This window comes from Natronocella acetinitrilica (assembly GCF_024170285.1).
In the GTDB taxonomy this organism is placed as follows: Bacteria; Pseudomonadota; Gammaproteobacteria; order Nitrococcales; family Aquisalimonadaceae; genus Natronocella; species Natronocella acetinitrilica.
In genome coordinates, this window is sequence record NZ_JALJXV010000004.1 from 222665 (window position 1) to 246222 (window position 23558).

Annotated in this window: 27 protein-coding genes; 6 read left to right on the forward strand and 21 right to left on the reverse strand. The window is 62.1% G+C overall.

The window, feature by feature from the left end; genetic code table 11:
- Nucleotides 1–14: 14 nt before the first annotated feature.
- The 5 genes from J2T57_RS09795 to J2T57_RS09815 form a co-directional block, all read right to left on the reverse strand.
- The gene (locus tag J2T57_RS09795; RefSeq protein WP_253477324.1) at nucleotides 15–1544 is read right to left on the reverse strand and encodes a malonate--CoA ligase; all 1530 of its coding nucleotides are present in this window, start codon (nucleotides 1542–1544) and stop codon (nucleotides 15–17) included.
- Nucleotides 1541–2908, reverse strand: coding sequence for a malonyl-CoA decarboxylase (locus J2T57_RS09800; RefSeq protein ID WP_253477326.1), 1368 nt, complete (start codon nucleotides 2906–2908; stop codon nucleotides 1541–1543). The genes J2T57_RS09795 and J2T57_RS09800 overlap by 4 nt, the downstream gene beginning before the upstream one ends.
- A gap of 86 nt (nucleotides 2909–2994) precedes the next feature.
- On the reverse strand, nucleotides 2995–4515 hold the full coding sequence (locus J2T57_RS09805; protein WP_253477328.1) for a sodium:solute symporter family protein: 1521 nt from the start codon (nucleotides 4513–4515) through the stop codon (nucleotides 2995–2997).
- Between the two features lie 146 nt (nucleotides 4516–4661).
- Nucleotides 4662–4970: a hypothetical protein gene (locus tag J2T57_RS09810; RefSeq protein WP_253477330.1), complete on the reverse strand. Its 309-nt coding sequence runs from the start codon at nucleotides 4968–4970 to the stop codon at nucleotides 4662–4664.
- Between the two features lie 31 nt (nucleotides 4971–5001).
- Complete coding sequence (locus J2T57_RS09815) at nucleotides 5002–6096, reverse strand: carbon-nitrogen hydrolase family protein (protein ID WP_253477332.1); 1095 nt, start codon at nucleotides 6094–6096, stop codon at nucleotides 5002–5004.
- Between the two features lie 185 nt (nucleotides 6097–6281).
- Here J2T57_RS09815 and J2T57_RS09820 point away from each other — a divergent pair, with 185 nt between their 5' ends.
- Both J2T57_RS09820 and J2T57_RS09825 read left to right on the forward strand, forming a co-directional pair.
- Complete coding sequence (locus J2T57_RS09820) at nucleotides 6282–6977, forward strand: GntR family transcriptional regulator (RefSeq protein WP_253477334.1); 696 nt, start codon at nucleotides 6282–6284, stop codon at nucleotides 6975–6977.
- 50 nt (nucleotides 6978–7027) lie between these two features.
- The gene (locus J2T57_RS09825; protein ID WP_253477336.1) at nucleotides 7028–7717 is read left to right on the forward strand and encodes an MBL fold metallo-hydrolase; all 690 of its coding nucleotides are present in this window, start codon (nucleotides 7028–7030) and stop codon (nucleotides 7715–7717) included.
- An 8-nt stretch (nucleotides 7718–7725) separates the two neighbouring features.
- Here J2T57_RS09825 and J2T57_RS09830 read toward each other — a convergent pair whose 3' ends face one another.
- From J2T57_RS09830 to J2T57_RS09850, 5 genes are all read right to left on the reverse strand, one after another.
- Nucleotides 7726–9105 (reverse strand): MFS transporter, encoded by a 1380-nt coding sequence (locus J2T57_RS09830; protein ID WP_253477338.1) that lies wholly within the window; start codon nucleotides 9103–9105, stop codon nucleotides 7726–7728.
- Between the two features lie 111 nt (nucleotides 9106–9216).
- On the reverse strand, nucleotides 9217–9621 hold the full coding sequence (gene copM / locus J2T57_RS09835; RefSeq protein WP_253477340.1) for a CopM family metallochaperone: 405 nt from the start codon (nucleotides 9619–9621) through the stop codon (nucleotides 9217–9219).
- 76 nt (nucleotides 9622–9697) lie between these two features.
- Entirely contained in the window at nucleotides 9698–9904 is a 207-nt protein-coding gene (locus J2T57_RS09840) for a heavy-metal-associated domain-containing protein (RefSeq protein WP_253477342.1), read from the reverse strand.
- Nucleotides 9905–9975: 71 nt separating this feature from the next.
- On the reverse strand, nucleotides 9976–10608 hold the full coding sequence (locus J2T57_RS09845) for a Spy/CpxP family protein refolding chaperone (RefSeq protein WP_253477344.1): 633 nt from the start codon (nucleotides 10606–10608) through the stop codon (nucleotides 9976–9978).
- Between the two features lie 85 nt (nucleotides 10609–10693).
- The gene (locus J2T57_RS09850) at nucleotides 10694–11551 is read right to left on the reverse strand and encodes a WD40/YVTN/BNR-like repeat-containing protein (protein ID WP_253477346.1); all 858 of its coding nucleotides are present in this window, start codon (nucleotides 11549–11551) and stop codon (nucleotides 10694–10696) included.
- A 129-nt stretch (nucleotides 11552–11680) separates the two neighbouring features.
- Between J2T57_RS09850 and J2T57_RS09855 the strand changes: the two genes are divergently transcribed.
- Nucleotides 11681–11971: a hypothetical protein gene (locus tag J2T57_RS09855; protein WP_253477348.1), complete on the forward strand. Its 291-nt coding sequence runs from the start codon at nucleotides 11681–11683 to the stop codon at nucleotides 11969–11971.
- Nucleotides 11972–12211: 240 nt separating this feature from the next.
- Here the strand turns inward: J2T57_RS09855 and J2T57_RS09860 are convergent, their stop codons facing one another.
- Nucleotides 12212–12418, reverse strand: coding sequence for a hypothetical protein (locus J2T57_RS09860; protein WP_253477351.1), 207 nt, complete (start codon nucleotides 12416–12418; stop codon nucleotides 12212–12214).
- 116 nt (nucleotides 12419–12534) lie between these two features.
- Between J2T57_RS09860 and J2T57_RS09865 the strand changes: the two genes are divergently transcribed.
- On the forward strand, nucleotides 12535–12966 hold the full coding sequence (locus J2T57_RS09865; protein WP_253477354.1) for a hypothetical protein: 432 nt from the start codon (nucleotides 12535–12537) through the stop codon (nucleotides 12964–12966).
- Nucleotides 12967–12972: 6 nt separating this feature from the next.
- Here J2T57_RS09865 and J2T57_RS09870 read toward each other — a convergent pair whose 3' ends face one another.
- Nucleotides 12973–13869, reverse strand: coding sequence for a substrate-binding domain-containing protein (locus J2T57_RS09870; protein ID WP_253477357.1), 897 nt, complete (start codon nucleotides 13867–13869; stop codon nucleotides 12973–12975).
- 144 nt (nucleotides 13870–14013) lie between these two features.
- Between J2T57_RS09870 and J2T57_RS09875 the strand changes: the two genes are divergently transcribed.
- Nucleotides 14014–14823: an ABC transporter substrate-binding protein gene (locus tag J2T57_RS09875; RefSeq protein WP_253477360.1), complete on the forward strand. Its 810-nt coding sequence runs from the start codon at nucleotides 14014–14016 to the stop codon at nucleotides 14821–14823.
- A 430-nt stretch (nucleotides 14824–15253) separates the two neighbouring features.
- Complete coding sequence (locus tag J2T57_RS22225; protein ID WP_301289283.1) at nucleotides 15254–15385, forward strand: hypothetical protein; 132 nt, start codon at nucleotides 15254–15256, stop codon at nucleotides 15383–15385.
- Here J2T57_RS22225 and J2T57_RS09880 read toward each other — a convergent pair.
- The 9 genes from J2T57_RS09880 to J2T57_RS09920 all read right to left on the reverse strand — a co-directional run bounded on the left by J2T57_RS09880 (nucleotide 15382) and on the right by J2T57_RS09920 (nucleotide 23337).
- A complete protein-coding gene (locus J2T57_RS09880; protein WP_253477363.1) occupies nucleotides 15382–15834 on the reverse strand; it encodes a hypothetical protein in 453 nt (150 codons plus the stop codon). The genes J2T57_RS22225 and J2T57_RS09880 overlap by 4 nt on opposite strands.
- A gap of 168 nt (nucleotides 15835–16002) precedes the next feature.
- Nucleotides 16003–17898, reverse strand: a complete 1896-nt coding sequence (gene ggt, locus J2T57_RS09885; RefSeq protein ID WP_253477366.1) for a gamma-glutamyltransferase — start codon at nucleotides 17896–17898, stop codon at nucleotides 16003–16005.
- A 106-nt stretch (nucleotides 17899–18004) separates the two neighbouring features.
- Nucleotides 18005–18358, reverse strand: coding sequence for a DUF1428 domain-containing protein (locus J2T57_RS09890; RefSeq protein WP_253477369.1), 354 nt, complete (start codon nucleotides 18356–18358; stop codon nucleotides 18005–18007).
- A gap of 15 nt (nucleotides 18359–18373) precedes the next feature.
- Nucleotides 18374–18733, reverse strand: a complete 360-nt coding sequence (locus J2T57_RS09895; protein WP_253477372.1) for a YciI family protein — start codon at nucleotides 18731–18733, stop codon at nucleotides 18374–18376.
- Between the two features lie 49 nt (nucleotides 18734–18782).
- Nucleotides 18783–19574, reverse strand: a complete 792-nt coding sequence (locus J2T57_RS09900) for a YciI family protein (protein WP_253477375.1) — start codon at nucleotides 19572–19574, stop codon at nucleotides 18783–18785.
- A 62-nt stretch (nucleotides 19575–19636) separates the two neighbouring features.
- On the reverse strand, nucleotides 19637–20887 hold the full coding sequence (locus tag J2T57_RS09905) for an RNA polymerase sigma factor (RefSeq protein WP_253477378.1): 1251 nt from the start codon (nucleotides 20885–20887) through the stop codon (nucleotides 19637–19639).
- 150 nt (nucleotides 20888–21037) lie between these two features.
- Nucleotides 21038–21487, reverse strand: a complete 450-nt coding sequence (locus J2T57_RS09910; RefSeq protein ID WP_253477381.1) for a DsrE family protein — start codon at nucleotides 21485–21487, stop codon at nucleotides 21038–21040.
- Nucleotides 21488–21561: 74 nt separating this feature from the next.
- On the reverse strand, nucleotides 21562–21954 hold the full coding sequence (locus tag J2T57_RS09915) for a hypothetical protein (RefSeq protein ID WP_253477384.1): 393 nt from the start codon (nucleotides 21952–21954) through the stop codon (nucleotides 21562–21564).
- An 18-nt stretch (nucleotides 21955–21972) separates the two neighbouring features.
- Nucleotides 21973–23337: an NAD(P)/FAD-dependent oxidoreductase gene (locus J2T57_RS09920; protein WP_253477387.1), complete on the reverse strand. Its 1365-nt coding sequence runs from the start codon at nucleotides 23335–23337 to the stop codon at nucleotides 21973–21975.
- Nucleotides 23338–23558 lie beyond the last annotated feature (221 nt).

The following is a 23558-nucleotide window of genomic DNA, read 5'->3' on the forward strand; positions in this document are numbered from 1 at the left end:
TCCGTCGATGAATTTCATGATTCCGATGATTGTCGATAGATGTCGCCGAACTGCTCGCGCAGCATGTTCTTCTGCACCTTCCCCATGACGTTTCGTGGCAGGCTGTCGACAACGATCACCCGCTTTGGCCGCTTGTATTTGGCGATCTTGTCCTTCATGGCCCCGAGTACGTCGGACTCGCTGACATGCCGTCCGGGCTGCGGCACCACCACCGCTGTGACGGCCTCTCCCAGATCAGGATGTGGGACGCCGAACACGGCTGATTCCACGACTGCCGGCAGGTCATCCACGATCTGTTCCACTTCCTTGGGATAGACGTTGTATCCGCCTGAGATGATCAGATCTTTTGCGCGGCCGACAATATGGATGTATCCATCCTCATCGACATATGCGAGGTCCCCGGTGATGAAGAAACCATCTTCACGGAAGTCTTCGGCGGTTTTTTCCGGCATGCGCCAGTAACCACCGAATACGTTGGGGCCGCGCACCTCCAGTCCGCCGATCTCTCCGTGGGGTAACTCGGCCAAGGTCTCGGTATCGACAATGCGAACCTCGACGCCGGGTAGAGGGAAACCGACGGTGCCCGCCCGCCGTTCACCGTCATAGGGGTTGGAGGTGTTCATGTTCGTCTCGGTCATGCCGTATCGCTCCACGATGCCGTGACCGGTTCGCGCACGCACGGCTTCGTGGGTTTCGGCCAGCAAGGGCGCCGAGCCGGAGACGAAGAGCCTCAGGTTTTCGGTGGTCTTGTGGTTGAACCGCTCATCCTGCAGCAGGCGTACGTAAAAGGTTGGCACCCCCATCATCACGGTGCAGTGCGGCAGGTGCTCGATGACTTCATCGACATCGAACTTGTCCAGAAAGGTGATACGGGCACCGGCGAGGATCGGCACGTTGCATGCGACGAACAGTCCGTGCACATGAAACACGGGCAGCGCATGAAGCAGTCGGTCTTCAGCCGAGAAGCGCCATGCGTCGATCAGCGCCTCGGCATTGGCCAACAGGTTGCCATGACTGAGCACGGCGCCCTTCGGGCGGCCGGTTGTGCCGGATGTATAGAGGATCGCCGCCGGCGCCTCCATGCCAACCTTGGCGGGTTCATGCGTTGTTGGCTCATGGTCAAGCTCTTCCACCAGGGTACCGTCACGGGCGGTACCCAAAGTGGCCACACAGGCGCCCGCAGCCGCTGACAGGCTCGCCAGCGTACTCGTCTTGCCCGCCTGGGCGATAACGACGGTTGGCTCGGCGTTGTCGAGAAAGTACCGGAGCTCGCCCTCGGTGTAGGCGGTGTTCAGGGGCAGGTAGACGCCGCCTGCACGCAAGCACGCAAGGTAGAGCAGCAGCATCTCGGGGCTCTTGTCTATTTGTACCGCCAACCGGTCACCGGGCCGCAGGCCGAGTTTGGCCAGGCGGTTGGCAAGCCGGGCGCTTTCCTGCAGCGCCTCGCCATAAGTGTATCGGCGGCCACCGGGCCGCTCGACCAGAATCTGCTCCGGTGTCTGCTCAAGACGGGTGGAGATTGCGGTGAACAGGTTATCTGTCATTGTTTCTTTTCCTTCAGGCCGTCTGCGGCTGCCTTTGCAACTTTGCGCACGCCACGAGAGGTGGCAACGTGGCCTTCGTTAACATATCGCTCATGGTTGTTCTCGATTTCATCGATGGCGTAAACGTAATTCACCATGATGCCGAGACTTTGGTGCAGACCCTTGTCAGAAACGTCTCCCAGCCAGTTGATCCGCTCCAGACGAGCCCCGTTGCCCAGGTGGAACCGCGCCACCGGATCCTGCGGATAACCCTCGGCATTGCGTGTTTCACACAGATAATGGGCCACCAGCGCCACCACGACTGGCTCCAGCGCCGCCACTGATTCCGGTTGACTGTGCCAATCGGGCGCATCCGCCAGGGCCAGGGTCTCTCGCCAGGCATCAGGCAGTCGTAGGTACTCCACGGCGTCATGATGTACGGCATCAAGCCATGCTCGAAAGCTTGGCAGTGGCGATAGCGTCACGAAGGTTTCCAGGCTGGGGCATTCCTGCTTCAGCTCCTGCACCACCTGCTTGATGAGGAAGTTGCCGAAGGAAATGCCACGAAGCCCATACTGGCAATTGCTGATTCCGAAAAAGGCCGCGGTTGTCGGGGCATCCAGATTGGCTGGCGTCTCCTCCGCATGAATGATGTCCTGCACATCCCCGGGAATCTCTGATGTCAGGGCGACCTCCACAAAGACCAGGGGCTCATCCCCCAGTGCGGGATGAAAGAACCCGAAGCACCGCCTGTCTCTTGGGTCGAGACGTCTGCGAAGATCGTTCCAGTCACTGATGGCGTGAACAGACTCGTACTTGATGATTTTCTCGAGAATCGACGCCGGCGTCTGCCATTCAATCCGGCGCAGTACGAGAAAACCGCGGTTGAACCATGACGAAAGCAGGTGGGAGAAATCCCGGTCCACGGGAACAAGGGCCTCCTCGTCACGCAGTCGCTTCAGCAGACCCTCCCGCATCCTTACAAGGTCCAGGGTGCCACCGGGTGCGAGGTTCAAACGACGTAGCAGGGCCTGTCGCCGCGGTTCGCATGCATCGAACAAGTGGGAAAGTGATAACTCCGAGTCGGTCTGCTTGTACGCTTCGTATGCCGTGTCCACCGCAGCACGATCTGGTCCGAATGCATCGAGCAGAAGGTGGAAGAATGCGCCAACTTCCTCGGGATCCAGAGTCACATAAAGATCGAGAACCTGACGGGCCAGGCCGATGCTGCTGGCCTCGCCATCGCTCGCGAGTAGTTCTTCGCAGGCAAGCCGCAGCTCCTGCGCTGTCGCTGGACGTCCGTCTATGCCGGGGTGCGGCATGCGGTCCCGGAAGTCGCGACGGGTCAAGGCATTGAGCAAATCCTGCAACAAGCTGGTTGCCATGGATGTTCGCCCTCGTGACGGGACTCAGGTTGCCGCCGGTGCGGCGACTGTTCTCCGCACCGGCGGTCAGGAATTGCCCGCGAGCCTCAGGCTCCGGACTTCACACCCTTTGTCGACGACGTATATCCGAAGGCCTCCTGCAAGACGCCGTGTACCAGCCGGCGCTTCTCGAGGGACACCGGCTCGGTAAGCGAGGATACCGTGTAGAACACCACTGCGCTGACCACGAAGCCCCAGAATGCAGGACCAACCGCGGTGGGCAGGAAGGTGACGACGCCAAACTGCAGTGCGAGCATGACCGCCCAGCCGACAAGCATGGCCCAGAAGGCCGCGGCTTCAGAAGCCCTTGGCCAGAAAAGGCAGCCGATCAATGGCATCAGGAACACCAGCGCCATCCCGACCCCGATGGATGCCAGCGGAATCAGCAACTGGCGACCGGCATCGGAGAGCGTGAACGCAATCACCAGGGAGACGAAGATCACTTCGAAAACCCGGCTCGCACGCAGGTTGCTCGATGGAGTCGCGCTGGGTTTGACCCGCTTGTAGAGGTCCTGGGAGAACACGGATGAAGCGGAAATGATCTGACTATCCAGCGTTGACATGCCGGCGGCGAATACCGCCACCACCAGCACCGCGCCCATGAGCGGCAGCATGTTGGCGTAGATGAGCGGCACCAGTGCGTCGCTGCTGAAGCCTTGGCCCAGATCCAGTGGCATACCGAGGGAGAGGAAGCCGATCACCGCGCCGGAGAAAGTCACCACAAGCAGGGCAAGGAAAGAGGCGATGATTGATCCGGTCACGAGTGTGCGTGGCGATTCCGCCATGTACATCCGCTGCCAGAGATGGGGAGTCAGCACCCAGCCGAGGGTCCAGAGCAGCATCAGCGTGATGTAGTTGCCGCCGGTGGAGCCGTCAAAGACGAATCGGCTCGGGTTCGCTTCCACGGCGTTGGTCCAGCCGTTGACCCAGCCGCCGCTCCAGGCGATGACCAGCAGTGCAGTGAGGATGATCAGGGCCGCAAAGATGAAACCCTGAATGGCATCCGTCCAGACGATGGCGCGGGCGCCACCAAAGATGGCGTACAGTGCAACGCAGATCGCCAGACCGAATATACCGACTTCATAAGGCACCAGGCCGCCGGAGATGCTCGCAAGTGCCACGGAAATGCCCGAGAGCTGGATGGCTGCGTACGGAAACAGCACCACGATGCAGACCAGCGCCGTGAGGTAACGAAGCCGCTTGCTGTCATCGTAATAGAAGCTCAGGAGGTCGGCGGGGGTCACGAATCCGTACTTCTTGCCGAGTAACCAGATCCGTACGCCGATGAACATGATCAGCAGCGGGCCCATGGAGTTGAAGAACCCGAACAGTAGCCAGTTGACACCGATGTTGTAGAAAGTGCCCGGCCCGCCCAGAAACGCGAAAGTACTGAACCAGGTCGCGAATAATGTGCCCACAAGCATGAGCAGGTTGGCGCTTCGACCAATCAGGTACCAATCATCGTAGTTTCCGGCGAGATTCGTCTGATAGGCCTTGTAGGCGATGACCGCCATCATGACCAGGTAAAGCGCAATACCAAGTAATGTAAGTGCTGTTATTCCGCCCATGGGGCCCCCTACCAAGTGGTTTGACTCCGAGCTGGCCGAGATTGACCAACCAAGCCTTGCGGCACCACGCCGACTTCTCAAGTTGCGGCTGAGCCGCTGTAGTTATTCGTGTCGATCCCGCCCTGGGCGGAGATTGACGGATGCTTCTAGTTTTCCTTGTAACCGTGGATCGCCCACGGCCGGGCCCGCACAAGGAAGTAAGTCAGCCCAAGCGCGCAGTTCGAGAGAAAGACTGCATACGACCAGAAGATGGTCATGGGAAGGATGCTGCCCACCATCACGGCACTGTTGCCGATGGAGGTAAAGACCGGTGTCAGCGTGAGCACAATGTTCGCCACGGCCCACAGTAGAATGAAGCGTTCGAACTTGCGTCGCGGTATCAGCCCGAACATCGGGGAATGCTTTTCAATCTCATACCCCTCGTGGGTTGCAGTTGCCGTTCTTGCTTGCTCCATAATCCCGCCCTCCTGTCATAGCGCGGTTGAATTAGTCGCGGCGTTCCTCGCCGGACTGGGAATCATCGTGGGTTGCCCCCGATTGGCTATCTCCGGCCACTGTTATGACCTGGCGTTGAGCAAGCGGGGAGCCTGCTGCATCGGTGAAAGTGGCGGGCGGGCGTGGCCGGCGATCCACATGAAACTGGAAGATGTCGAAGCGGTTGTATCCGCCGACCAGATCGTGAAACTGCTTGGGTTCCACGCACTCGCCCAGGTCGATGTCGCAATAGAGCAATGTCTCGTCTCCCGGCGTGCTGCTGGCCATCGTGGTGCCCCTGGGGCCAATCACCAGGGAGATTCCCTGGTCACAGGCGTCGAGCAGTTCCCCGCCGCCTGGAATGCCGTCAGCGATGGCTGCGCGTGTGGTGCTGTCCACCACCCCGGCAACCACCGCGTTGAAACATTTGCCCTCGAATGCCACCGCAGCGGAGCGGATTCGAATCGCTTCCGCCAGATCGTAATTGGTCGGTTCGGAGGGATCCCGCGTCGGCCACACCGGCGGGTAGGAGGACAGATGCAACTGCTCGCCTTGTGACATCAGCGCGTAGCGCGCCAGCGGGTTTGTGTTCTCTCCACAGATCAGCATACCGACTCGGCCGATGTCCCCATCGACGACTTCCAGCCCTGCACCATCGCCGTTGGCCCAGACGAGCTTCTCGAAGAAGGTGGGTACCAGCTTCCGACGGTGATTAACCAATTCACCTTTTCGGTTGAAGATGACGTTGCTGTTCCAGATACAGCCGACACTCGCCGCGCTGCGTTCGTTGAAGCCCATGGACACCCAGATGCCGGCGGCCCGGGCAGCCTCGGCGAGTTTTCTGAGTTCCGGGCCATCGAGCAGAACGCTGCTCGCTGCAAAGCGACAGAAGTAGTCGTGGTTGCGAATGGGTGCAGCGAAAGCGCACCAGATCGGGAAAGCGGAGAGATAGGTTTCGGGGAATGCAATGATATCGGCCCCGTTCTGTGCGGCCTCTGCAATGTGGCTGCACGCCTTGTCGAGTGTCGCAGGTGTATCGAGAAACCGAGGACTCACCTGTGCCAGCGCGACCTTTACGGGTGTACCGCCCATCTGGATATCCCCCATACGGCATCAAGCCGAATTCTGTAAAAAGTGAAGTACGTTACATAGCACTCTGATGAATTCTGATTTTCCAACTGTTACATATTACAGATAGCTCTGATATATACCTGAGTCAAGCTTTGCTTATATTCCGAATGCCCCGGATGATGTATGCCGGGCGATGGAGTGAAGAGCCAGAAGGAAAACACGTGAACACAAACGCGACTTCTGTGGTGCAGAAACTTCGGGATGCCCTTGAGGACGGCATCATCAACGGGGATTTTTCTCCCGGGGAACAATTGGATATCCCTTCTCTTGCATCGCGGTTCCAGGTGTCTCGAACGCCTGTCCGTGAAGCCCTTCAGCAGCTTTCCATCAGCGGTCTGGTGACGGTCATACCGAAGCGCGGGACCTTCGTGGCGCAGGTTGGCCTGGCGGAATTGATACAGATGTTCGAGGTCATGGCGGAGTTGGAGGGCATGTGTGGCCGTCTGGCTGCCCGGCGCATCGAGATGGACCAACTGGAGGCCCTGGAAGAGGCGCTACATGCCTGTGAAAGAGCTGCCAGCCAGGGCGCTGCGGATGAGTACTACTATGAAAACGCGACCTTCCACTCCTGCATCTACGACGCCAGTCAGAATCAGTTTCTGGCTGGAGAGGCCAAGCGGCTGCGGCATCGCCTGAAACCGTACCGACGTTTGCAGCTGAGAGTATCCGATCGAATCAACCGGTCACTGGATGAACACCGCGCAATCTTCGAGGCCATTCGCGATGGCGACGGCGAGGCCGCAGAGCAACTGATGCGCGATCACGTGCTCATACAGGGCGAGCGATTCAGCGATCTGGCGGGGCAGGTCAACAGGATGCAAAGCGAAAAACCGCTCTCCAGGGGCAACAGCGGTTGATTGATAAACAGGCCCCAGCAATCCATCGAGTTACAGGCAGCGAGAGCGACATGAGTGTCACCTATACGACTTTGCTACAGGGCAACAACGTGCGCCTGCAAGGGGGGTTCCTCGGCTTGTCCTCGGTGGTGCTGGTGGAGGCCGGTGGCCTGAGAATCCTCGTTGATACGGGTCATCACGTCACGCGACACATGTTGCTGGATGCCCTGAAGGTTCGTGGACTGTCGCCAGCGGATATCGATGTGGTTTTCCTGACGCACCTGCACTTTGATCATGCCAACAATGTTGATCTGTTCGAATCAGCACGCATCATGGTGTCGCAGACGGAATGGGACTATGCGCACCGTCCACATGCGGAGGACCAGCTGGTTCCCTGCGGAGTGACCCGAATACTCAGCGATATGAATGTCGACATTTTCACCGGTGAGCCGGAGATCTGCCCCGGCGTGCAGGCCCTTGCAACACCCGGGCACACTCCTGGTCACATGTCCCTGGTTCTGCGTACGGAAGACAAGGGGACTGTGGTGATCGCCGGTGACGCCATCAAGTATCCCAAGGAGACCCTGACCGGGCGTTGTGACATGGCGTTCGATCGCGTCGAGCGCGGCACGGCTAGCATCGCCCGAATCATGCAGATTGCCGACCGGATCATTCCCGGACATTTCCCGGAAATCTATAAGGTCGGCGACAATCGGTACGCCTGGGACGAGGGTGCCGAATTCAACCTCGTGATCAGATAGCTGCCGGGTCAGCGCCGCGACCCAGTCTGTCCAGCCCGCCGTCGACGCATGGCCCGGACCAGGCGCCCCGGTCCGGGCCAATAGCCGTGGTATCTGTCGACGTTATAGGTATGGCAGTGCTTGAAACCGTCGTTCACGGGCAGCGCATCCCTGATGTGGTGATGTCCCGCCGGCAGGTCGGCATGGACATGCTCCAGCGCCAGCGAGTCGTCTGCAGGCCAGAGTCGCCAGGCTGCGGCTGCCGCGGCGAATGACAGAATTGCAAAGCCTGCGAATAGCGGCTCGAGGCCCCAGTAGAGTCCGAGCCACCCCGCCAGCGGATAGGTGAACAGCCAGCAGGCGTGTGACAGGGAGAACTGCGCCGCGAACAGGGTTGGCCGGTCTTCCGGCTGGGCCGATCGCCGCAGCAAGCGCCCGGATGGCGTGAGTACGAGCGATGACCCCGCCCCCAGCAGGAACCAGAGCAGCAGTAGTGACAGGAAGTCAGGTCCCAGTAACCCCAATGTCAGCGCCGCGCCGATGAGTACCGCACCGCCGAGCATGACCGAACGCTCCCGAAGGTATTCCAGTGCCGCGGGCAGCATGAGAGCGATCAGCATGCTGCCGGCCCCGAATGCGGCGATGGCCATGGCCACATGATTATCGCCGAGCCCCAGGGAGTCGCGAACATAAATGACGGTGTTCACCAGTGCCATGGCGCCGCCAGCGGCCACTGCCATGTTCAGCGCCAGCAGGCCGCGCAGTCGTGGCGTCGCGGCGAAGATGCGCAGGCCGAGCGTGGCCCTGTGGCCGACGCCGCTCTCGACGGCACCAGGCGAAAACGTCGGTAGCGGTGTCCGGTAGACTATGGCTGCAGCAATCAACAAGCCGATCACCGTGCCGCCGAACAACCAGTGAAAAGACATGAACAACAGCAGCATCGCCGCCAGTGCGGGACTCAGCAGGTTTTCCAGATCGTGGGCAAGCCGCGTCAGTGACAGGGCCTGCGTATACGTCGCCTCATCGGGGATGATGTCCGGCACCGTTGCCTGCAGGGTCGGGGTGAACATGGCCGATGCGGCCTGCAGCGTGAAAACCAGAGCGTAGATCTGCCAGATCTCCGTGACGAACGGCAGTAGCAGCACGACTCCGCCACGAATCAGGTTCAGTGATACCAGCAGCCCGCGGCGGGGAAACCAGCCGGCCACCGCACCGGCAAGCGGCCCGATGGCGACATAGGTCAGCATCTTGATGGCGAGTGCCGTACCCAGCACCGCACCCGCTTCCCCCCCAGCAAGGTCGTAGGCCAGCAAGGCCAGCGCCACGGTCGTCAGTCCCGTCGCCACCAGGGCGAGGACATGGGACAGGAAAAGTCGGCGATACGTGGCGTTGTGCAGCGGCTCGATCATGGATATTCGACGCCATCATTTTCACGAGGAGTATCGCACAGGCGGCTGACGGGGCCGCGTCCGGCGCCCGGTTTCAGGCACTGGACGTCGCCCCGTCAGCCATGGTTCCTCTTAGTGCCCGCGCTCCCGCAGCCACTCCCGCATCTGCTCGATTTCCGATTCCTGAGCCTCGATGATCTCGTTGGCCAGCGCCCTGATTTCGGCATCCTCGCCGTATTCGAGCACCACGCGGGCCATGTCGATGGCGCCGGCGTGGTGGGGAATCATCCCCTTCAGGAAATCGATGTCGGCGTCGCCGGTGAAGTCGATGTTCATCCCTTCGTGCATGCGGTCGTTGGCTTCCATATAGGCCTTCACCGCCGGGTTGTCGGAATGGCCCTGGCCGTGACCGCCATGGTCCCCATGCCCGCCGTTATCGTTCCCATGGTGGTGGGCAAGCACCAGGCTGGTTGCGCCTGCCGCCAGGAAGACTCCCGCAACTGCGCCGACCACAAAGCCCTTGATACCGTTTTTCATGCTGTTATCTCCTGATGTGTTGCTGTTGGATGAATAACGCGGGCGCATCAGCCCGCATGGTTCGGTTGATAGTGGATTAGTCCCTGATCTCGGATGCTTCGAAGCCGCGCTGGCGGACAGCCGCGATCAGGGCCGCCGTGTCGGCTGCGCCCGTGACTGTCGCCTGGCCCTGGGCGCGGTCGACGCTGGTCACCTCATCGACGCCTGGGACTGCAGCCAAAGCCTCGCGGACGCTGGCTTCGCAGTGCCCGCAGGTCATGCCTGTGACGCGAATGCGAATCATGCTTTCACCTCATGGTTGGTGGTAGATGGCCGGGGCGTCGCAGCAGTGGCGCCCCGGCCGTGGCACCACGCCTAGTGATGCTCGGCGTGGTCATCACCGCCAGACCCGGGAGCCGCGCCCTGCGGTGGCGTCTTGTCCAGTGCCCCACGCTGCTCCGGCGTCAGCATCTGGCGCACGGCGTTACGCAGTCGTACGTTCTCTGCCAGCATTTCGCCATGCACGGCCGCCATGCGGCCATGGAGCTCCTGCACCGCATCCGGGTCGGGTGAGTCACTCTGCATGAGAGCGTGCATGTCTTCCCGAAGGTTCATCATCCGCGCCATGCGCTGATAGTGTTCCTCGCGGTGGGCATGGCGCAGTTCCCTGGCCCGGGACTGCTGATCCTCAGTGAGATCGATGCCGCTCAGGTCCATGGGACCCATCATTCCCGGCATCATGCCGCCCATGGCTGCGCCACCCTGCATCATCGGGCAGGGCGCCATCATTCCGCCCGAGCCCGAACCGCCCATCATTCGACTCATCATTCCGCCCATTCCCGAGCCGCCCATCATGCGGCCCTCGGTCGCGTCCGGCGCGTTCTGGTGCATACCGCCTCCTTGGCCACCACCACCGTGCATGCCGGCGATCGCGCCCGCGGTTGTCAGAGCCGTAGCCAGTCCTGCCGTCAGCAGAAGCGTTCGCGTTCCCATCTGTCGTGTCTTCATGGTCGTACCCTCGCGGTTGAGTCGTTCGACGCTGCCCGGTATTCGCTTTGAATGACCGGATACAGCGCCGTACCTGTTGTGCCTGTCAGAACGGTGCCCATGAGGCGCCACCATCGCTGCTTGATAGGACCCTCCCCTGGCTGTTTACCGTGAACATTCGGTTGGGGTCGGACGGGTCGACGGCCAGATGCAGCATGAAGTCGTCGCCCCAGTGCTCACCCACGACGCGCCAGTTCAGACTGCCCTCCGATGCCTGGACCAGCCCCACGCCCACGATGTAGGCATAGACGTGGCCGGCCGCTACGGTGCGGACCGTGCTGCTGGGGGCCGTGCTGGAATGTGCGCGTTCCCAGTTGCCGCCACCGTCATGGCTTACGAGCAGGCCGTTTTGAGTTGCCGCGAAGAGCCTCTCGGGGCGGCGGGAAGATGCGGCGAGCTCGATCAACCCCTGGGGTGCCTGCCCTCGCAGTTCCCAGGTGTGGCCACCGTCGGCACTGTGCTGCAAGAGGCCCTGATAGACCCCGTAGATCACGTTGGCGTCAGCGGGACTGACATCCATCTGGTGAAAATCCACCGGGCCACGCACGCCGCTGGCGCGGCGTGTCCATGTCACGCCGCGATCCTCCGAGACAAGAAAACCGAGGTTACCGCCACCGTGGGGGTGACCACTTGCGAACAAGGTTTGCGGCTCAAGTGGATGGGGCGTGAACCCCATGAAGTCATGCCGCTCCTCGGAGACAAGGCGTGCCGTGCCTCCCGGATCGGCCACATAGAGGCCGAAATGGCTTGCGATATATAGCCGCTCCGGGTCATCGGCCGCAACCGCAAGCCCGTGCACGTGGGTTTTCTCGCTCAGTTCGGTGACGCTCAGTGTTTCGTCGCTACCGCCGCAAGCCAACAGGAGCAGTGCGCTGACCAGCGGCAGAAGTGCGGCTTTCCGCATGCGGAATTGGTGAGCAGACGTATGCCCCATGATTCAACTCCTGAAATACGTTCTCGATGGGCGGCAACAGCCGCCCGAATTACGCGGGAGAACGGTTCAGGCGCGAGGAGGGCGCTGGGGAGGCAGGGTGTGTCGGTTCGAAAAATGCGGGAAGCCGGTCTTGGCCTCGACATGCACAGGTACGGCGAGCAGTGGCGAGTACTCGACGGCAACGCTGCAGACGCCGCAGTCGCCATGATCTTCCCCGTCATGGTCATGGGGTTCCACCAGGCTGCTGCTGGTGTGGTCGCCGTGAGCCCCGTCCACGTGGGCCGCTGCGTGCCCGAACAGGCTGGTCATGCCAACGACGAATACCAACAGCAAGGCGAGGAGAGTCACTCCCCGCGAGCGCTTCTGGTACTCGGTTGGCGTGTCACCTGACACCTGGCTCTCCATCTCGAATCTGGCCGATTGAGTAGACTGCGACACGGTGATTTGGTTCTTGACATTCGTCAAGTGAAAGGCGGATCGGGCCCGGCATCCTCGCGCTTTTCCAATGTCAGGCCAACGAGGCGTCGCAGTGCCGTCACCTTTCCGTCCTGCTGCGGCGGGCGCAGCTTGATCCGTGAGGCGCCTGGTGTCGTACCGTCTCGTTCTCACTCGCGGAATTGAGATCCACGTTCAGCGAAACGTGCGATTCGCAGGCCACTGGGCGAAAGCAAGAAAATAGAGGAACGCGATATTCACCAACGGGATCAACATCAACAGGCTCAGCCAACCGGGAAAGCCAGCCTTGCTGCAGATTCGCCAGAACGGTATGACAACGATCGTCGCCATGATCAGCATCCACAAGAGGTGTCCTCCGGCCATTCCACCGTCCATCATCATTGCGCGACCTCCAGGAATCTTGCGTAAGACAATCAGTCATTCAAGTGTATCCCACTGCCATCCTGCCACATTAAGGTATTGCTCGATTGTATGCGTACCATCCGGGAGGAAACCAAATGACGGAAGCCGGTCGCATTCGCCTGTTGGCCATTCTTGTGCTGATTGCCTTTGTTGGGTTTGTCGGCGTCTTTCTGAGTGTCCCCTGGCTGATCAGTGACCCCTTGCCGGTGGTCAATCGGGGCGAGCGTGTCACGTTCCCGGCGGCTGATGCCCCATCCCACCGGGTTGCGGCGCAGTTGCGCGTCAATGCCAGCGGAGAGTTCGAGTTCCTCATCAGGCTGCCATCCGAGGGAAGGCAGGCGTCCCCCCCGCGCGTTGTATTCGATATGCCAGGGCACGATATGGGAGCCGTGGACTCGGCAGTGCGTCAGATCGGTAGCAGAGACTACCTGGCGACCGGCCGCCTGGAGATGGCCGGGCAGTGGCAGGTTCGAATCGAGGACAATGCGAATTCCCATCTGTTCGACTTCATCCTCGCGGAATACTGAGCTGCCTCAGGCGTTATAGACAACGGTTCCAAGGCGGGAGACGTCGTAGCCACCAAGTGCGTTGGCGCGTTGGAGGAAGCGTTCGGTCCGCGTAAACGCCATCAGGCGCTGGATGGGTTCTTCGAAGTAGCTGATGCGACGCATCGCAAGATCGAACTGTTCGTCCTGGATGGGAATGAACTCCAGCCCGTGCCTGCGTGCCGCGGCCTCCACCGCCACACCGGCGTCGGCTTCGCCGGCGCTGATGGCGAGGGCTAGATCATCCTCGCTGAGCGCGAGGTTATCGCAGAGACGCAGGTCTTTGGCGGATAGGCCGCTTTGCCTTAACTTCCATTGCATCAAGGTATCAGCGCCGGCTTCGGGCTGCCTGCGCACGACGCGGGCTCTGGAACCGGCGAGGTCCTTCAAGGAGCGAATCCCCAGCGGGTTGCCCCGTTGCAGCAACAGGCCCTGTCGGCGTTGTGCCCAGTGAATCACCACCAGGTCACGCAGGCCGCCGAGGCCGACTTGCACCGGGTCGTTGTAGCGGCCACTGGCCGAGTCCACCAAGTGCAGCCCGGCCGCCATGGCGTCACCGGATAGCAGCCGCTCGACGCCGTCACTGCTGCCGTGGCACAGAGTGGCGATATTGACGCCGGTTTCACGGACGGCCCAGTCGAGCAGCGGGTCCTGACTGCCCGCCAGTATCGGCGGAACGGGCCGTGCCGAGCGCTGGTCCCCTTCAAGGTGACTGAGTACCCAGAGATCCACGCTCTCCCGGGGGTAGAGCAGCTTGCCCGTCGCCTTGGTGCACGGGATCTGCCCCTGGCGCACCAGGTCGTAGACCTTGCGCTCCTTTAGTCGCAAGTAGTCCGCGACCTCGCTGGTCGTCATGTACCGGTGCGACAGAATCTGGTTTTTCATGTCTTTTGACTGCTTTAATTTCCCAACTCTTGGTCTGTTCTTTCAAATAAGCACAAGATGCATGTCAAATCCAGATGCTTTCCGGACTCACGACCGCCACTCGGGCGGGGTCCCGACGCTGATGTTCCGGTTGGAGGACAGCTCTTGAGCGCACTACGCAAAGTAACGTTAAGCCTCGCCATGGCGGCTATGGTCAGTTCCGCTGCCTTCGCCGGCGACACCCACATCACCCTGGCTTCGACCACGTCCACCGATCAGTCCGGACTGTTCAGCCACATCATTCCCCAGTTCCGGGAAGCCACGGGTATCGATGTGCGGGTGGTCGCGGTTGGCACGGGCCAGGCATTTGAAATTGCCCGGCGGGGCGATGCAGACGCTCTGCTGGTGCACGATGCCGAGGGCGAGGAGCAGTTCGTCGCAGACGGCCATGCCAGTGAGCGTCGGGACGTCATGTACAACGACTTTGTGATCATAGGCCCGGCTGACGACCCGGCTGGCGTTCGCGACGCGGGTACTGCCAGTGAGGCCATGCAGAGAATTGCCGCGCATCCTGCCCCGTTCACCTCACGCGGCGACGACAGCGGCACCCACAGGGCGGAACGCCGGCTGTGGGAGCAGGCCGGGATTGAGCCGGGTGGCAGTTGGTACCGGCAGCTTGGCAGCGGCATGGGGCCGACTCTCAATACCGCCGCGGCGATGGATGCCTACGTCACGGCCGATAGAGGTACCTGGGTTGCCTTTGATAACCGACAGGGTCTGGAGATTCTTCTAGAGGGGGACGATGTTCTGTTCAACCAGTATGGCTCTCTGCTGCTGAATTTCGAGCGCCATCCACACCTGAAGCGCGAGGCAGCCACCCGTTGGCACGAGTGGCTGGTGTCGGACGAGGGTCAGGCCGCCATTGCCAGCTACCAACTTCGGGGTGAGCAGCTGTTCTTCCCCAACGCCGAGTGACCGTGCCTGTCTTCATGGGCAAGAGAATGCCGGGTCCAGCGCTCTTGCCGTAAACTTGCAGCCGAATAACGGATCGGCGACGACTTCCGCATCCAGCACATTCTCCCGTAGAGATAGACGTCGCCGCCGCTGGCAAGGGTCTTGTTCTACAGCGCTACGCAGGCGATGTGTCCGCCCTTGGATTGCCCTATGACCAGCTTCCTTGATGGAACGGCGCTTGGCCTACCGGCGGCTGCCGCGAGATCCGTGAGTGCCATGGGCCAGAGCATTGGTTTCATTTTTATTTCGAATTACCCGGGCCTCGATGCCACAGGCTTCAACGCAGGCTGACCAGAGGTGGGGCGACGGTTCTGTTCGATAGCGGACATAGCCCAGGGGTCATTCCAGTGGGTGGAGGAGTGGTGTAGCGACGACCAATAAGGGGCCGCAATTGCTCACCGTGGGCGTCGCCAACATCCTGCCGCACCTGGAGCGTATGGCTGACCGGCCCCGCTGGCTGACCCGGGCTGCATTCGGTGAGGGCTTCATGGAGCTCGCCGAACTTAGTGATTCACGACACTAGTTGGGGAGTCGCCCGTCCGCGTGGCCTGCCTCATCGTGCATCAGGCTGCAGAGTCGCTCGAACGTAGAGATATCGAAACCGGCTGCAGTGATCTCATCGAAAACGCGCTGGTTGGCGCCGACTTGTACCGATCGCACGCCGTCGCCATCATTGAGATCGGCTGCTTCCCTTTCCGCTTCGTCGAGAATGGCGTCGACGCGGCTGCGCACCGTCGAGTAGACGTCAAGGATTCGTTCGTCGATGTCCCCCAGCTCGAAAAGCTCGCTCTGGGGCATCGCTCCTGAGTAGATGTTGGCGCTTGCCATGGGCGCGCCACTCACGGCTCCACCACCACCATGGCCGCCGCCTTGATGCCATGCATGGGCGTTCTGGGCAGCGGTCAGCAGCAGCGCCGCCACGACGCAGGAGGCCAAGCGCGAAAAGGTGTTAGCTCGATGTGCTCTGCTCATGTTCTTCCTGTTGTTTCGAATGACGCGTGTCAGCCGCACCATAGTCAGGGACTGTCTGATCGGGCATTGGGGGAACTACGTAGTCAGGCAATTTTAGGGCCGGCAGGGCGGGCGCCGCTCAAGCGTCGGAGCGCCGAACTGGCGCTCCGATCGGGGCTGCAACGACTGTCAGCGACCGCCGCGCTGTCCGGCCCCACGCGCCGGTGGGCTGTTGCTGATCTCGCCGGGAGTCACCGATACCACTCCACCAATGCGGCGCTTGTCGGCGGCGCCGTACTGCTGGTTTCCGGTCCCGAATACCACGCCTTGAACAGACCCCAGGTTGAAGGTCGGCCCCGGATTATGGCCGATGTCGCGCAGAGTCTGGATGCTGGCCTCGGGGAAGCCGTACTCGAAACTCGGGTTGCCGTTGGCGCTGGTTTGCGAGATGCGGGGCGCATCGATGGCTTCCTGGATGGTCATGTCGTGATCCACCAGGTTGATGGCAACGTTAAGCACGATATTGATGATGGTCGCACCGCCGGGCGATCCGAATGCCGCCAGCGGTTGTTGCGGGTTCCTGAAGATCATGGTCGGGGCCATGCTGCTCCGGGGCCGCTTTCCGGGCGCCACGTCGTTGGCCCCGGGGTTGAAGTTCATGGGGTCGGCGTTGGCCTGGGGTACGAAGTTGAAGTCGGTCAGTTCGTTGTTCAGAAGGAAGCCGTAGCCGGGAACCATCAGGCCCGTACCCCAGGCGGATTCGATGGTGCTGGTGAACGACACCAGGTTGCCCGAGGCATCACTGACGCTGAAGTGGGTGGTGCTGACCGTCTCCGGGTCCGCTACGCTGGCCTGCGCCAGCTGGCTTTCCTGTCCGTTCCAGGCCAGATCGAACGGTCGGGGGTCATCGGCGGCGACGAAGCCCTGCCGGCTGTCCGGGTCGATGAGGCCACTGCGCAGCGCCGTGTAGCCGTCACTGATCAGGCCCGCAGATGGCACATCGACGAAGTCATCGTCGCCCATCCACAGGGCACGGTCCGCGAAGGCGAGGCGCATCGCCTCGATCATCACGTTCAGCGTCCGGGGCGATCCGAACCCGTAACCCTGACTGGCATCGCCCAGGGGGAAGCGCTCAAGCATCTTCAGCATCTGGATGATGGCCAGGCCGCCGGAGGAGGGTGAAGGCATGGAGACGATCTGGTAACCGCGATAATTGCCCACCACCGGATCCCGGATCGCAACCTCGTAATTGGCCAGGTCATCCAGTGTCATCCGTCCCGCGAGCTGCGCGTTTGCGCCACGGAAGTTCAGTTGAGTGTCAATGATGGCCTGGGCGATCGGGCCGGTATAGAAGGCATCGGCACCTTGTTCGGCGATGAGTTGAAGGGTGGCCGCCAGCTCCGGCTGGACAAGCAAACTGCCCTCCACCAGGCCGATGCCTCCGGGGCGGAACACATTGCGGGCCTCATCGTAGGCCGGGTTGCCGATCTCGTTGCCGAGGCGGCCGCTCGTGATGCTTCCCTCGAGTCGGGAACTGACGCGAAAGCCGTTCGCCGCCAGCTCAATGGCGGGCTGCAGGACCTGCTCAAGACTGAGATTCCCCCAACGCTGCACGGCAAGTTCAGCACCCCGTACAGTGCCCGGCACGCCAACGCTCAGGCCGCTGGTGGACGCGAGGCCAAAGTTCTGGCCCTGGAACATGTCCGGTGTTGCTGCCGCCGGCGCGGTCTCGCGGGAGTCGATCACGAAGGTCTGCTTCGGGCCGCCGGCGAGGTGGACCACCATGAAGCCACCGCCGCCAATGCCGGAGGACTGTGGTTCAACCACCGCCAGTGCAAAAAGCACGGCAATCGCCGCATCAACGGCGTTGCCGCCCTGGCGCAGGATGTCGGCCCCGACCCGGGCCGCGATTGGCTCGCTGGTGGTCACCACGCCGCCGCGCACACCTGGCTCACCCAACGAGCGCAGTTCCGCGCTGGCAGGGATTGCGATAACCAGGCTGACGGCGACGGTGACCATCAGTCGGCTCACGGCATGCCTTGCGCGTTGCCCCCAAAACAAGGAAAAAGCATCAGACCTTTCCATTGCTGTGTCTCCCTGGGGCGTCCCAGCAAGGCCGACGCGGCACCGCTGCGCCCCAAGGGAGTATAGGTGGTCGACTCCGGCCCCGATGTCGAATCGAGGCGCTGGCCTAGCTATCGACCACCACCTCGAAGCCGCCATAGATCAGCCGCTTGCCGTCGAATGGCATGGGGTTGACGTCCGGTTTGAGGCGGGGGTCTTCCATGATCTTCGGCATTGCCTGGTCCCGCACCGCGCGGGATGGCCACACCAGCCAGGATAAGATCACTGTCTCGTCCGGCTTGCGCTTCACCGCCATGGGAAAGGAGGTCATCTCGCCATCCGGTACGTCGTCACCCCAGCACTCCACCATCTTCAGCGCGCCGTACTCCTTGAACACCGTGGCGGCGTCGCTGGCGTGCCTGATGTAGCGTTCCTTGGTCGCCGTGGGTACGGCGGCAACAAATCCGTCAACGTAGGTCATGATCGCGCTCTCCGCTCAGTCCTTGGGTGGCAGTTCCCGGGTCGGCCTCACCTCGATGGTGCCGAAGCGGGCCGGCGGGATGCGCCGGGCGAGTTTCAGGGCTTCATCCAGGTTGGCCGCCTCCAGCAGGTAAAAGCCGGCAAGCTGCTCCTTGGTCTCGGCGAACGGTCCGTCGGATACGATCACCTCATCGTCGCGGACCCGCACGGTGGTGGCCGTCTCCGTGGGCTGCAGGGGCTGGCCCCCCAGGTAATGGCCCTCGGCGGAGAGTCGTTCGACCCCGGCCACGCATTCCTGGTTGAGGTCGTGCCATTCCTGCTCGCTCATGGCGTTGATGATGCTTTCCTGGTAGTACACCAGTGCCACGTATTTCATGACGCCGCTCCTCCCTGCTCGTCACAACCGCGGCCAAGGCCGTGGCTGATCATCCAGTTGACGCCGAAGCGGTCCGTGGCCATGCCGAAGCCCTCCGCCCAGAACGTGCGCTCGAACGGCATGATCTGCATGCCGCCATCCAGCAGCCGCCGGAAACCGTTTCGGCCTGCGCCGCCTGCTCGTATTCCAGGTGGATCTGAACCCCCCGGGGTGGCTGGTAGCAGTCGCTGCGCATGTCAGCACCCATCAGCCGCCGGCCGCAGATGTTCACCGCGGCGTGGATGATGCGGTCGTGCCAGTCCTCGCACACGTCCGCTGCGGCGGGGGTCTCACCAAAGGTCACCATGGCCTCCAGATGGCCGCCGGTGAGGTCGGCATAGAAGGTCATGGCCTGGCGGCAGTTGCCGGCGAATGCCACGTGTACGTTCACCTCTGCGGGCAGGCGGTCATGGCGACGGTGGTGCTCAACCCCCGGTCCGGGATCGAAGTCCTCCATGGTGAAGTAGCGACGCAGTTCCAGCCTCACGTTGCCGCCGTCGTCCTCCGGCGGCCACTGCCTGGCCCAGTGGATGGCCTCTTCAAGGCTTTCTACGTCAAGCACGGTGTAACCCGCCAGCAGTGCCTTCGTCTCGGCGAAGGGGCCGTCGGTGACCACGGGCTCGCCGTCGTGGAACTCGACCCGGCAGCCCTCACTGGAAGGGCGTAGCCCGTCTCCAGTCACGAAAACGCCGGCGCGGACCATGCGCTCGTTGTAGTTCGCCATGGCCTGCAGCATGGCGTCGCTGGGCAGCACGCCGCGCTCCGTGTCCTCGTCGGCCTTGCGCATCATCATGTACTTCATGCTTTTCTCCCCCGGATTGGTGTATGCACTGTGAGGTCGCACGAGACCCAGGGAAATCGACATCAGGGCGCCGCTGCTTCACCACCAGCGTGGTCGAGTTCGGCGATTCGCCGCTGCAGAAAGCGTCGTTCCGGCCCTTGCGCCGCCAGTGCATGGGCGCGCTCATAGGCTTTTCGAGCCTCCGAGAAGTTGCCCGCCCGCCGGTGCAGATCCGCCCGGGCTGCGTGATAGAGGTGGTAGTTGACGATCTGCTTTTCGCCGGCGAGTTCGTCCAGCAGGCTCAGGCCCTGTTCCGGCCCGTCACGCATGGCCATGGCCACGGCGCGGTTGAGAGCAATCACCGGCGATGGCTGGCGGCGGTAGAGTGCATCGTAGAGAAGCGCGATGCGTCGCCAGTCGGTGTCGTCATAGGTGTTTGCCCGTGCATGTTCCGCGGCGATGCAGGCTTGCAGGGTGTAGGCGCCAGTGGGTGTTTCGGCCATGGCTTGCTGCAGCCATTCCATCCCGGCAAGGATGTGGGTCCGGTCCCAGCGACTGCGGTCCTGCTCGTCCAGGGTCACCAGGTCACCGCACTCATCCTCACGGGCTTCCCGCCGGGCATGGTGGAGCAGCATCAGGGCCAGCAGGCCGTGGACTTCGCCGTGCGGCAACGAGTATGCCAGTTCAGTGGCCATGCGGATCGCCTCGTCGGTGAGGCTGACGTCCACGACTGCGTCGCCGTCGCTGCGGGAGTAGCCTTCGTTGAACACCAGATAGATCACCCGCAGCACGCCGGGCAGGCGCTCCGGCAATTCGTCCGCCGATGGCACTTCATAGGGGATGCGGGCATCGCGGATCTTGCGCTTTGCCCGCACGATCTGCTGGGCCAGCGTGGCGGGCTTCTGCAGCAGCGCGCTGGCCACCTGCTCGGTGGTCAGCCCGCACATCTCCCGCAGCGTCAGCGCCAACCGTGCAGGCATGGCGAGCCCCGGGTGGCAGCAGGTAAACAGCAGGCGCAACCGGTCATCGGCGATTGTCTGGTCGTCGAATTCGTCGGCGGCGGTGTCATCCGGAATGAGCAGATGGGCATACTGCCGTGCCGTCTGCCGGCGTCGGATCTGGTCGATGCCCCGGCGCTGGCCGGTGCGGATCAGCCAGGCGGCGGGGTTGTCCGGCACGCCGTCGACCGGCCATTGTTGGGCCGCCGCTGCGAATGCTTCCTGCAGGGCCTCTTCAGCCAGGGTGAAGTCATCGAGCAACCGGATCAGGGTTGCCAGCACACGTCGCGAGTCCCGGTGGTAGACCCGTTCTAGTTCCCTGTGGACGCTGGCCATGGCGCAGACACCGAATCCTTCCTCAAATTTAAGCGCTTCCTTAAGTATCCATCACCGGGAATCTGCATGAAAGGGTGGGAAGCCGGGACGTCCGGCTGATGCGCCGGACGCCGTCATGTGCCTTTGGGGAAGCTCCTCTTCCCTAATGCTTCAGAAGGTGAACAGGCGCCAGTCCGGGCTGGCCATCAGTTCGGCAATCCGTGGCGGCTGCGCGACGCCCACACCATCGACAAGGGCGGATTGTTCGAGCCCCTGGCCCGGCAGGAAGATCGCGCAAACCTCCACCGTCACGCCAGCGTTAATCATGCCCTGGAGCATCTGCCGCGGCGAGCGGTCCGCCGGCTGGACCACTGTGCCCCCCATCTCGGAGTCGGCCACGGCCATTTCCCCGGCGGCATCGCAGAGCAGAATCCTCGCCTCACCGCCGCCGCGCGTGTAATGCATGGTCAGGATCAGCGCCATGGCCTGGGTCTCGTTCGAGTCCGACGTGATGATGGTGAGCAGCTTGGGGCTGCTTCCCCCATGTTCACCGGCGGTCAGTGTCGATGACGCGAGAACGGCGAGCGAAAGGCAGAGTGCGAGTTGTAACGTTCTGATCACAGGTGATTCTCCTCGAAAGTTGAACAGTGTCTCCGCAGGCTATCGGTCGGTCGCTATGTCCGTCTGTGACAATGTCACCGCGGAACGCTGCCCAAGGTCCGCGGCCGCCCGACGGGTGCCGTTACCGGGAGTCTGAACAGTAACTGCAGCGGAGGGTAAAGCAGGCAGGCCACGGCAACGCCCAGACCGACCCCTGCCGCGATCAGCGAGGCATAATCGAGTACACCGTTTAACTGGCCGAGGCCTGCGCCGGTCCAGGCAGGGAGCATGAGCGCGAGCAATGCCCCGGACGCTACACCAACACCGGCAGACAGTCGGGCAGCCGGCCGCAGGCGCAAGGCATGGCGTTGTGTGACCAGCACGCCAAGCAGAACGAGTTCCACGAGCAGCAGGGCCGCCAGCGGCAGCAGGAACGGCCGCAGGAACTCAAGCAGAACAGCGATAATACCCATCAATGAGAATGCCATGTTCAGTTCTCCTCGCCGTCAGATGCGGCCGCGCAGCATGGCGTTATAGGCCGCGTGAAGCATGCGGTCCTTCATGAGCCAGGGCACCCAATGCTCCCGATACGGGCTGATGAAGCCGAATGACGGCACCATCTTCATCTCGTAGTCGAATTCCACCAGGATGCCGCGTCCCTGCTCGGTAATGAGGGGGCATGAGGTGTACCCGTTGTAGCGGGCGGGTGGCTCGCTCCCTTGCAGCACCGCAAGCAGGTTGTCCACCACGACCGGCACCTGTGCCTTGACGCTTGCCGCAGTCTTGCCGACGGGGGTCCCGACCACGTCACCGGCGCCGAACACGTTCGGGTAGCGTTGGTGTTGCAGGGTGTGGCGATCAACCTCAAGCCATCCGGTGAAGCTGCCGTCTCCCCAGGCAAGTTCGCTCTGCCGAATGCTTGCCGGGGCGCGCATGGGCGGTACGACGTGGATCAGATCGTACTCCAGCGTCCGCTGACCGTCCCCGGTGGTGAAGGTGGCCTGGCGGCGGCCCGGATCAATGGCGATGAGGCGGTGTTGCCAGTTGAGGCCGATGTCGCGCTCATGCGGGAAATGTTGCTTCAGAAATTCGTTGATATCCGGTTGAGAGAACAGATTTTGATCCGGAGCGAAGTACTCGAGTTGTGCCTGCCCGCGCTTGGCCGCCTTGCGCAGCCCGTGCTCGGTGAGCATGGTCACCTTCAGCGGTGCGCCTGCGCATTTCAGTGCACCCGGCGGCCGTGTGAACAGGCCGACACCGCCGGTCTCGATGAAGCGGTTTATGGCCTGCCAGGTACGCACGGCATGATCAGGGTTGTCGTAAACGCAGGCGATACCGTTGCTGCCGATCAGGTGCGGGTCCATGCCATCGATGGCCGCGAAGTCCAGTTCGACCCCGGTTGCCACCAGCAGGTAGTCGTAATCCACGGTCGTGCCGCGCTGCAAATGCACGCGGTTCCTCTCCGGCTCGAACGCCACTACTGAATCGCGTATCCAGTCTACGTCTCCGGGCAGATAGCGCTCGGTACGATCGAACACCCTGGATGAATCCCAGGCCCCCGTCGCCACCAGTGTCAGGCCAGGTTGGTAGTAATGAGCCTCCCGGCTGTCGATGATGCTGATGCGTGCGCCATCCAGGCTGCGGGAGAGTCGTGAGGCCAGCGAAATGCCGGCCGCACCGGCGCCGACGATCACGATGCGCGCATTGGTTCGGACCGCATGCGCCGGCAACGGCGCAAGCAGGGTGCCTCCGCCAAGTCCTGCAGCCGCAAGGGCGCCTGCTGCCGCGGACGTGATGACAAACTGCCTGCGGCCTGTATCGATATCGTCGTCCCGGGCAGCGATCGCGCGCTTGGAGAAGATGTTTTTCATCGTCGTGTCCTCACGTTATTGCCAGCGGGTCTTGTGCCCGCTTGGGAGCAGTGCTTTCCAGTTCCGGCCCGTGGCACACAGGCGTTGTCAGTGCCTTTGTCCGACTGGCGACACACCGATCTGAAGTCTTTCACAGTCGCTGGAAGCGGTTAGTGACTTAGTCACAAACCATTGATCGTGAAATGAAAAATAGTGCGTCCGAATGAATTAAGTAATCTTCC

Excerpts from the sequence above, each read along its gene's own strand:
- J2T57_RS09825 (WP_253477336.1), top strand. The coding sequence starts at position 7,028 with ATGAGTGTCACCTATACGACTTTGCTACAGGGCAACAACGTGCGCCTG.
- J2T57_RS09880 (WP_253477363.1), bottom strand. The coding sequence starts at position 15,834 with ATGAGCAGAGCACATCGAGCTAACACCTTTTCGCGCTTGGCCTCCTGC.
- J2T57_RS09815 (WP_253477332.1), bottom strand. The coding sequence starts at position 6,096 with ATGGGGGATATCCAGATGGGCGGTACACCCGTAAAGGTCGCGCTGGCA.
- J2T57_RS09890 (WP_253477369.1), bottom strand. The coding sequence starts at position 18,358 with ATGACCTACGTTGACGGATTTGTTGCCGCCGTACCCACGGCGACCAAG.
- J2T57_RS09830 (WP_253477338.1), bottom strand. The coding sequence starts at position 9,105 with ATGATCGAGCCGCTGCACAACGCCACGTATCGCCGACTTTTCCTGTCC.
- J2T57_RS09895 (WP_253477372.1), bottom strand. The coding sequence starts at position 18,733 with ATGAAATACGTGGCACTGGTGTACTACCAGGAAAGCATCATCAACGCC.
- J2T57_RS09805 (WP_253477328.1), bottom strand. The coding sequence starts at position 4,515 with ATGGGCGGAATAACAGCACTTACATTACTTGGTATTGCGCTTTACCTG.
- J2T57_RS09845 (WP_253477344.1), bottom strand. The coding sequence starts at position 10,608 with ATGAAGACACGACAGATGGGAACGCGAACGCTTCTGCTGACGGCAGGA.
- J2T57_RS09840 (WP_253477342.1), bottom strand. The coding sequence starts at position 9,904 with ATGATTCGCATTCGCGTCACAGGCATGACCTGCGGGCACTGCGAAGCC.
- J2T57_RS09860 (WP_253477351.1), bottom strand. The coding sequence starts at position 12,418 with ATGATGATGGACGGTGGAATGGCCGGAGGACACCTCTTGTGGATGCTG.
- J2T57_RS09920 (WP_253477387.1), bottom strand. The coding sequence starts at position 23,337 with ATGAAAAACATCTTCTCCAAGCGCGCGATCGCTGCCCGGGACGACGAT.
- J2T57_RS09900 (WP_253477375.1), bottom strand. The coding sequence starts at position 19,574 with ATGAAGTACATGATGATGCGCAAGGCCGACGAGGACACGGAGCGCGGC.
- J2T57_RS09915 (WP_253477384.1), bottom strand. The coding sequence starts at position 21,954 with ATGGCATTCTCATTGATGGGTATTATCGCTGTTCTGCTTGAGTTCCTG.
- J2T57_RS09850 (WP_253477346.1), bottom strand. The coding sequence starts at position 11,551 with ATGCGGAAAGCCGCACTTCTGCCGCTGGTCAGCGCACTGCTCCTGTTG.
- ggt (WP_253477366.1), bottom strand. The coding sequence starts at position 17,898 with ATGGAAAGGTCTGATGCTTTTTCCTTGTTTTGGGGGCAACGCGCAAGG.
- J2T57_RS09870 (WP_253477357.1), bottom strand. The coding sequence starts at position 13,869 with ATGAAAAACCAGATTCTGTCGCACCGGTACATGACGACCAGCGAGGTC.
- J2T57_RS09795 (WP_253477324.1), bottom strand. The coding sequence starts at position 1,544 with ATGACAGATAACCTGTTCACCGCAATCTCCACCCGTCTTGAGCAGACA.
- copM (WP_253477340.1), bottom strand. The coding sequence starts at position 9,621 with ATGAAAAACGGTATCAAGGGCTTTGTGGTCGGCGCAGTTGCGGGAGTC.
- J2T57_RS09810 (WP_253477330.1), bottom strand. The coding sequence starts at position 4,970 with ATGGAGCAAGCAAGAACGGCAACTGCAACCCACGAGGGGTATGAGATT.
- J2T57_RS09905 (WP_253477378.1), bottom strand. The coding sequence starts at position 20,887 with ATGGCCAGCGTCCACAGGGAACTAGAACGGGTCTACCACCGGGACTCG.
- J2T57_RS09865 (WP_253477354.1), top strand. The coding sequence starts at position 12,535 with ATGACGGAAGCCGGTCGCATTCGCCTGTTGGCCATTCTTGTGCTGATT.
- J2T57_RS09800 (WP_253477326.1), bottom strand. The coding sequence starts at position 2,908 with ATGGCAACCAGCTTGTTGCAGGATTTGCTCAATGCCTTGACCCGTCGC.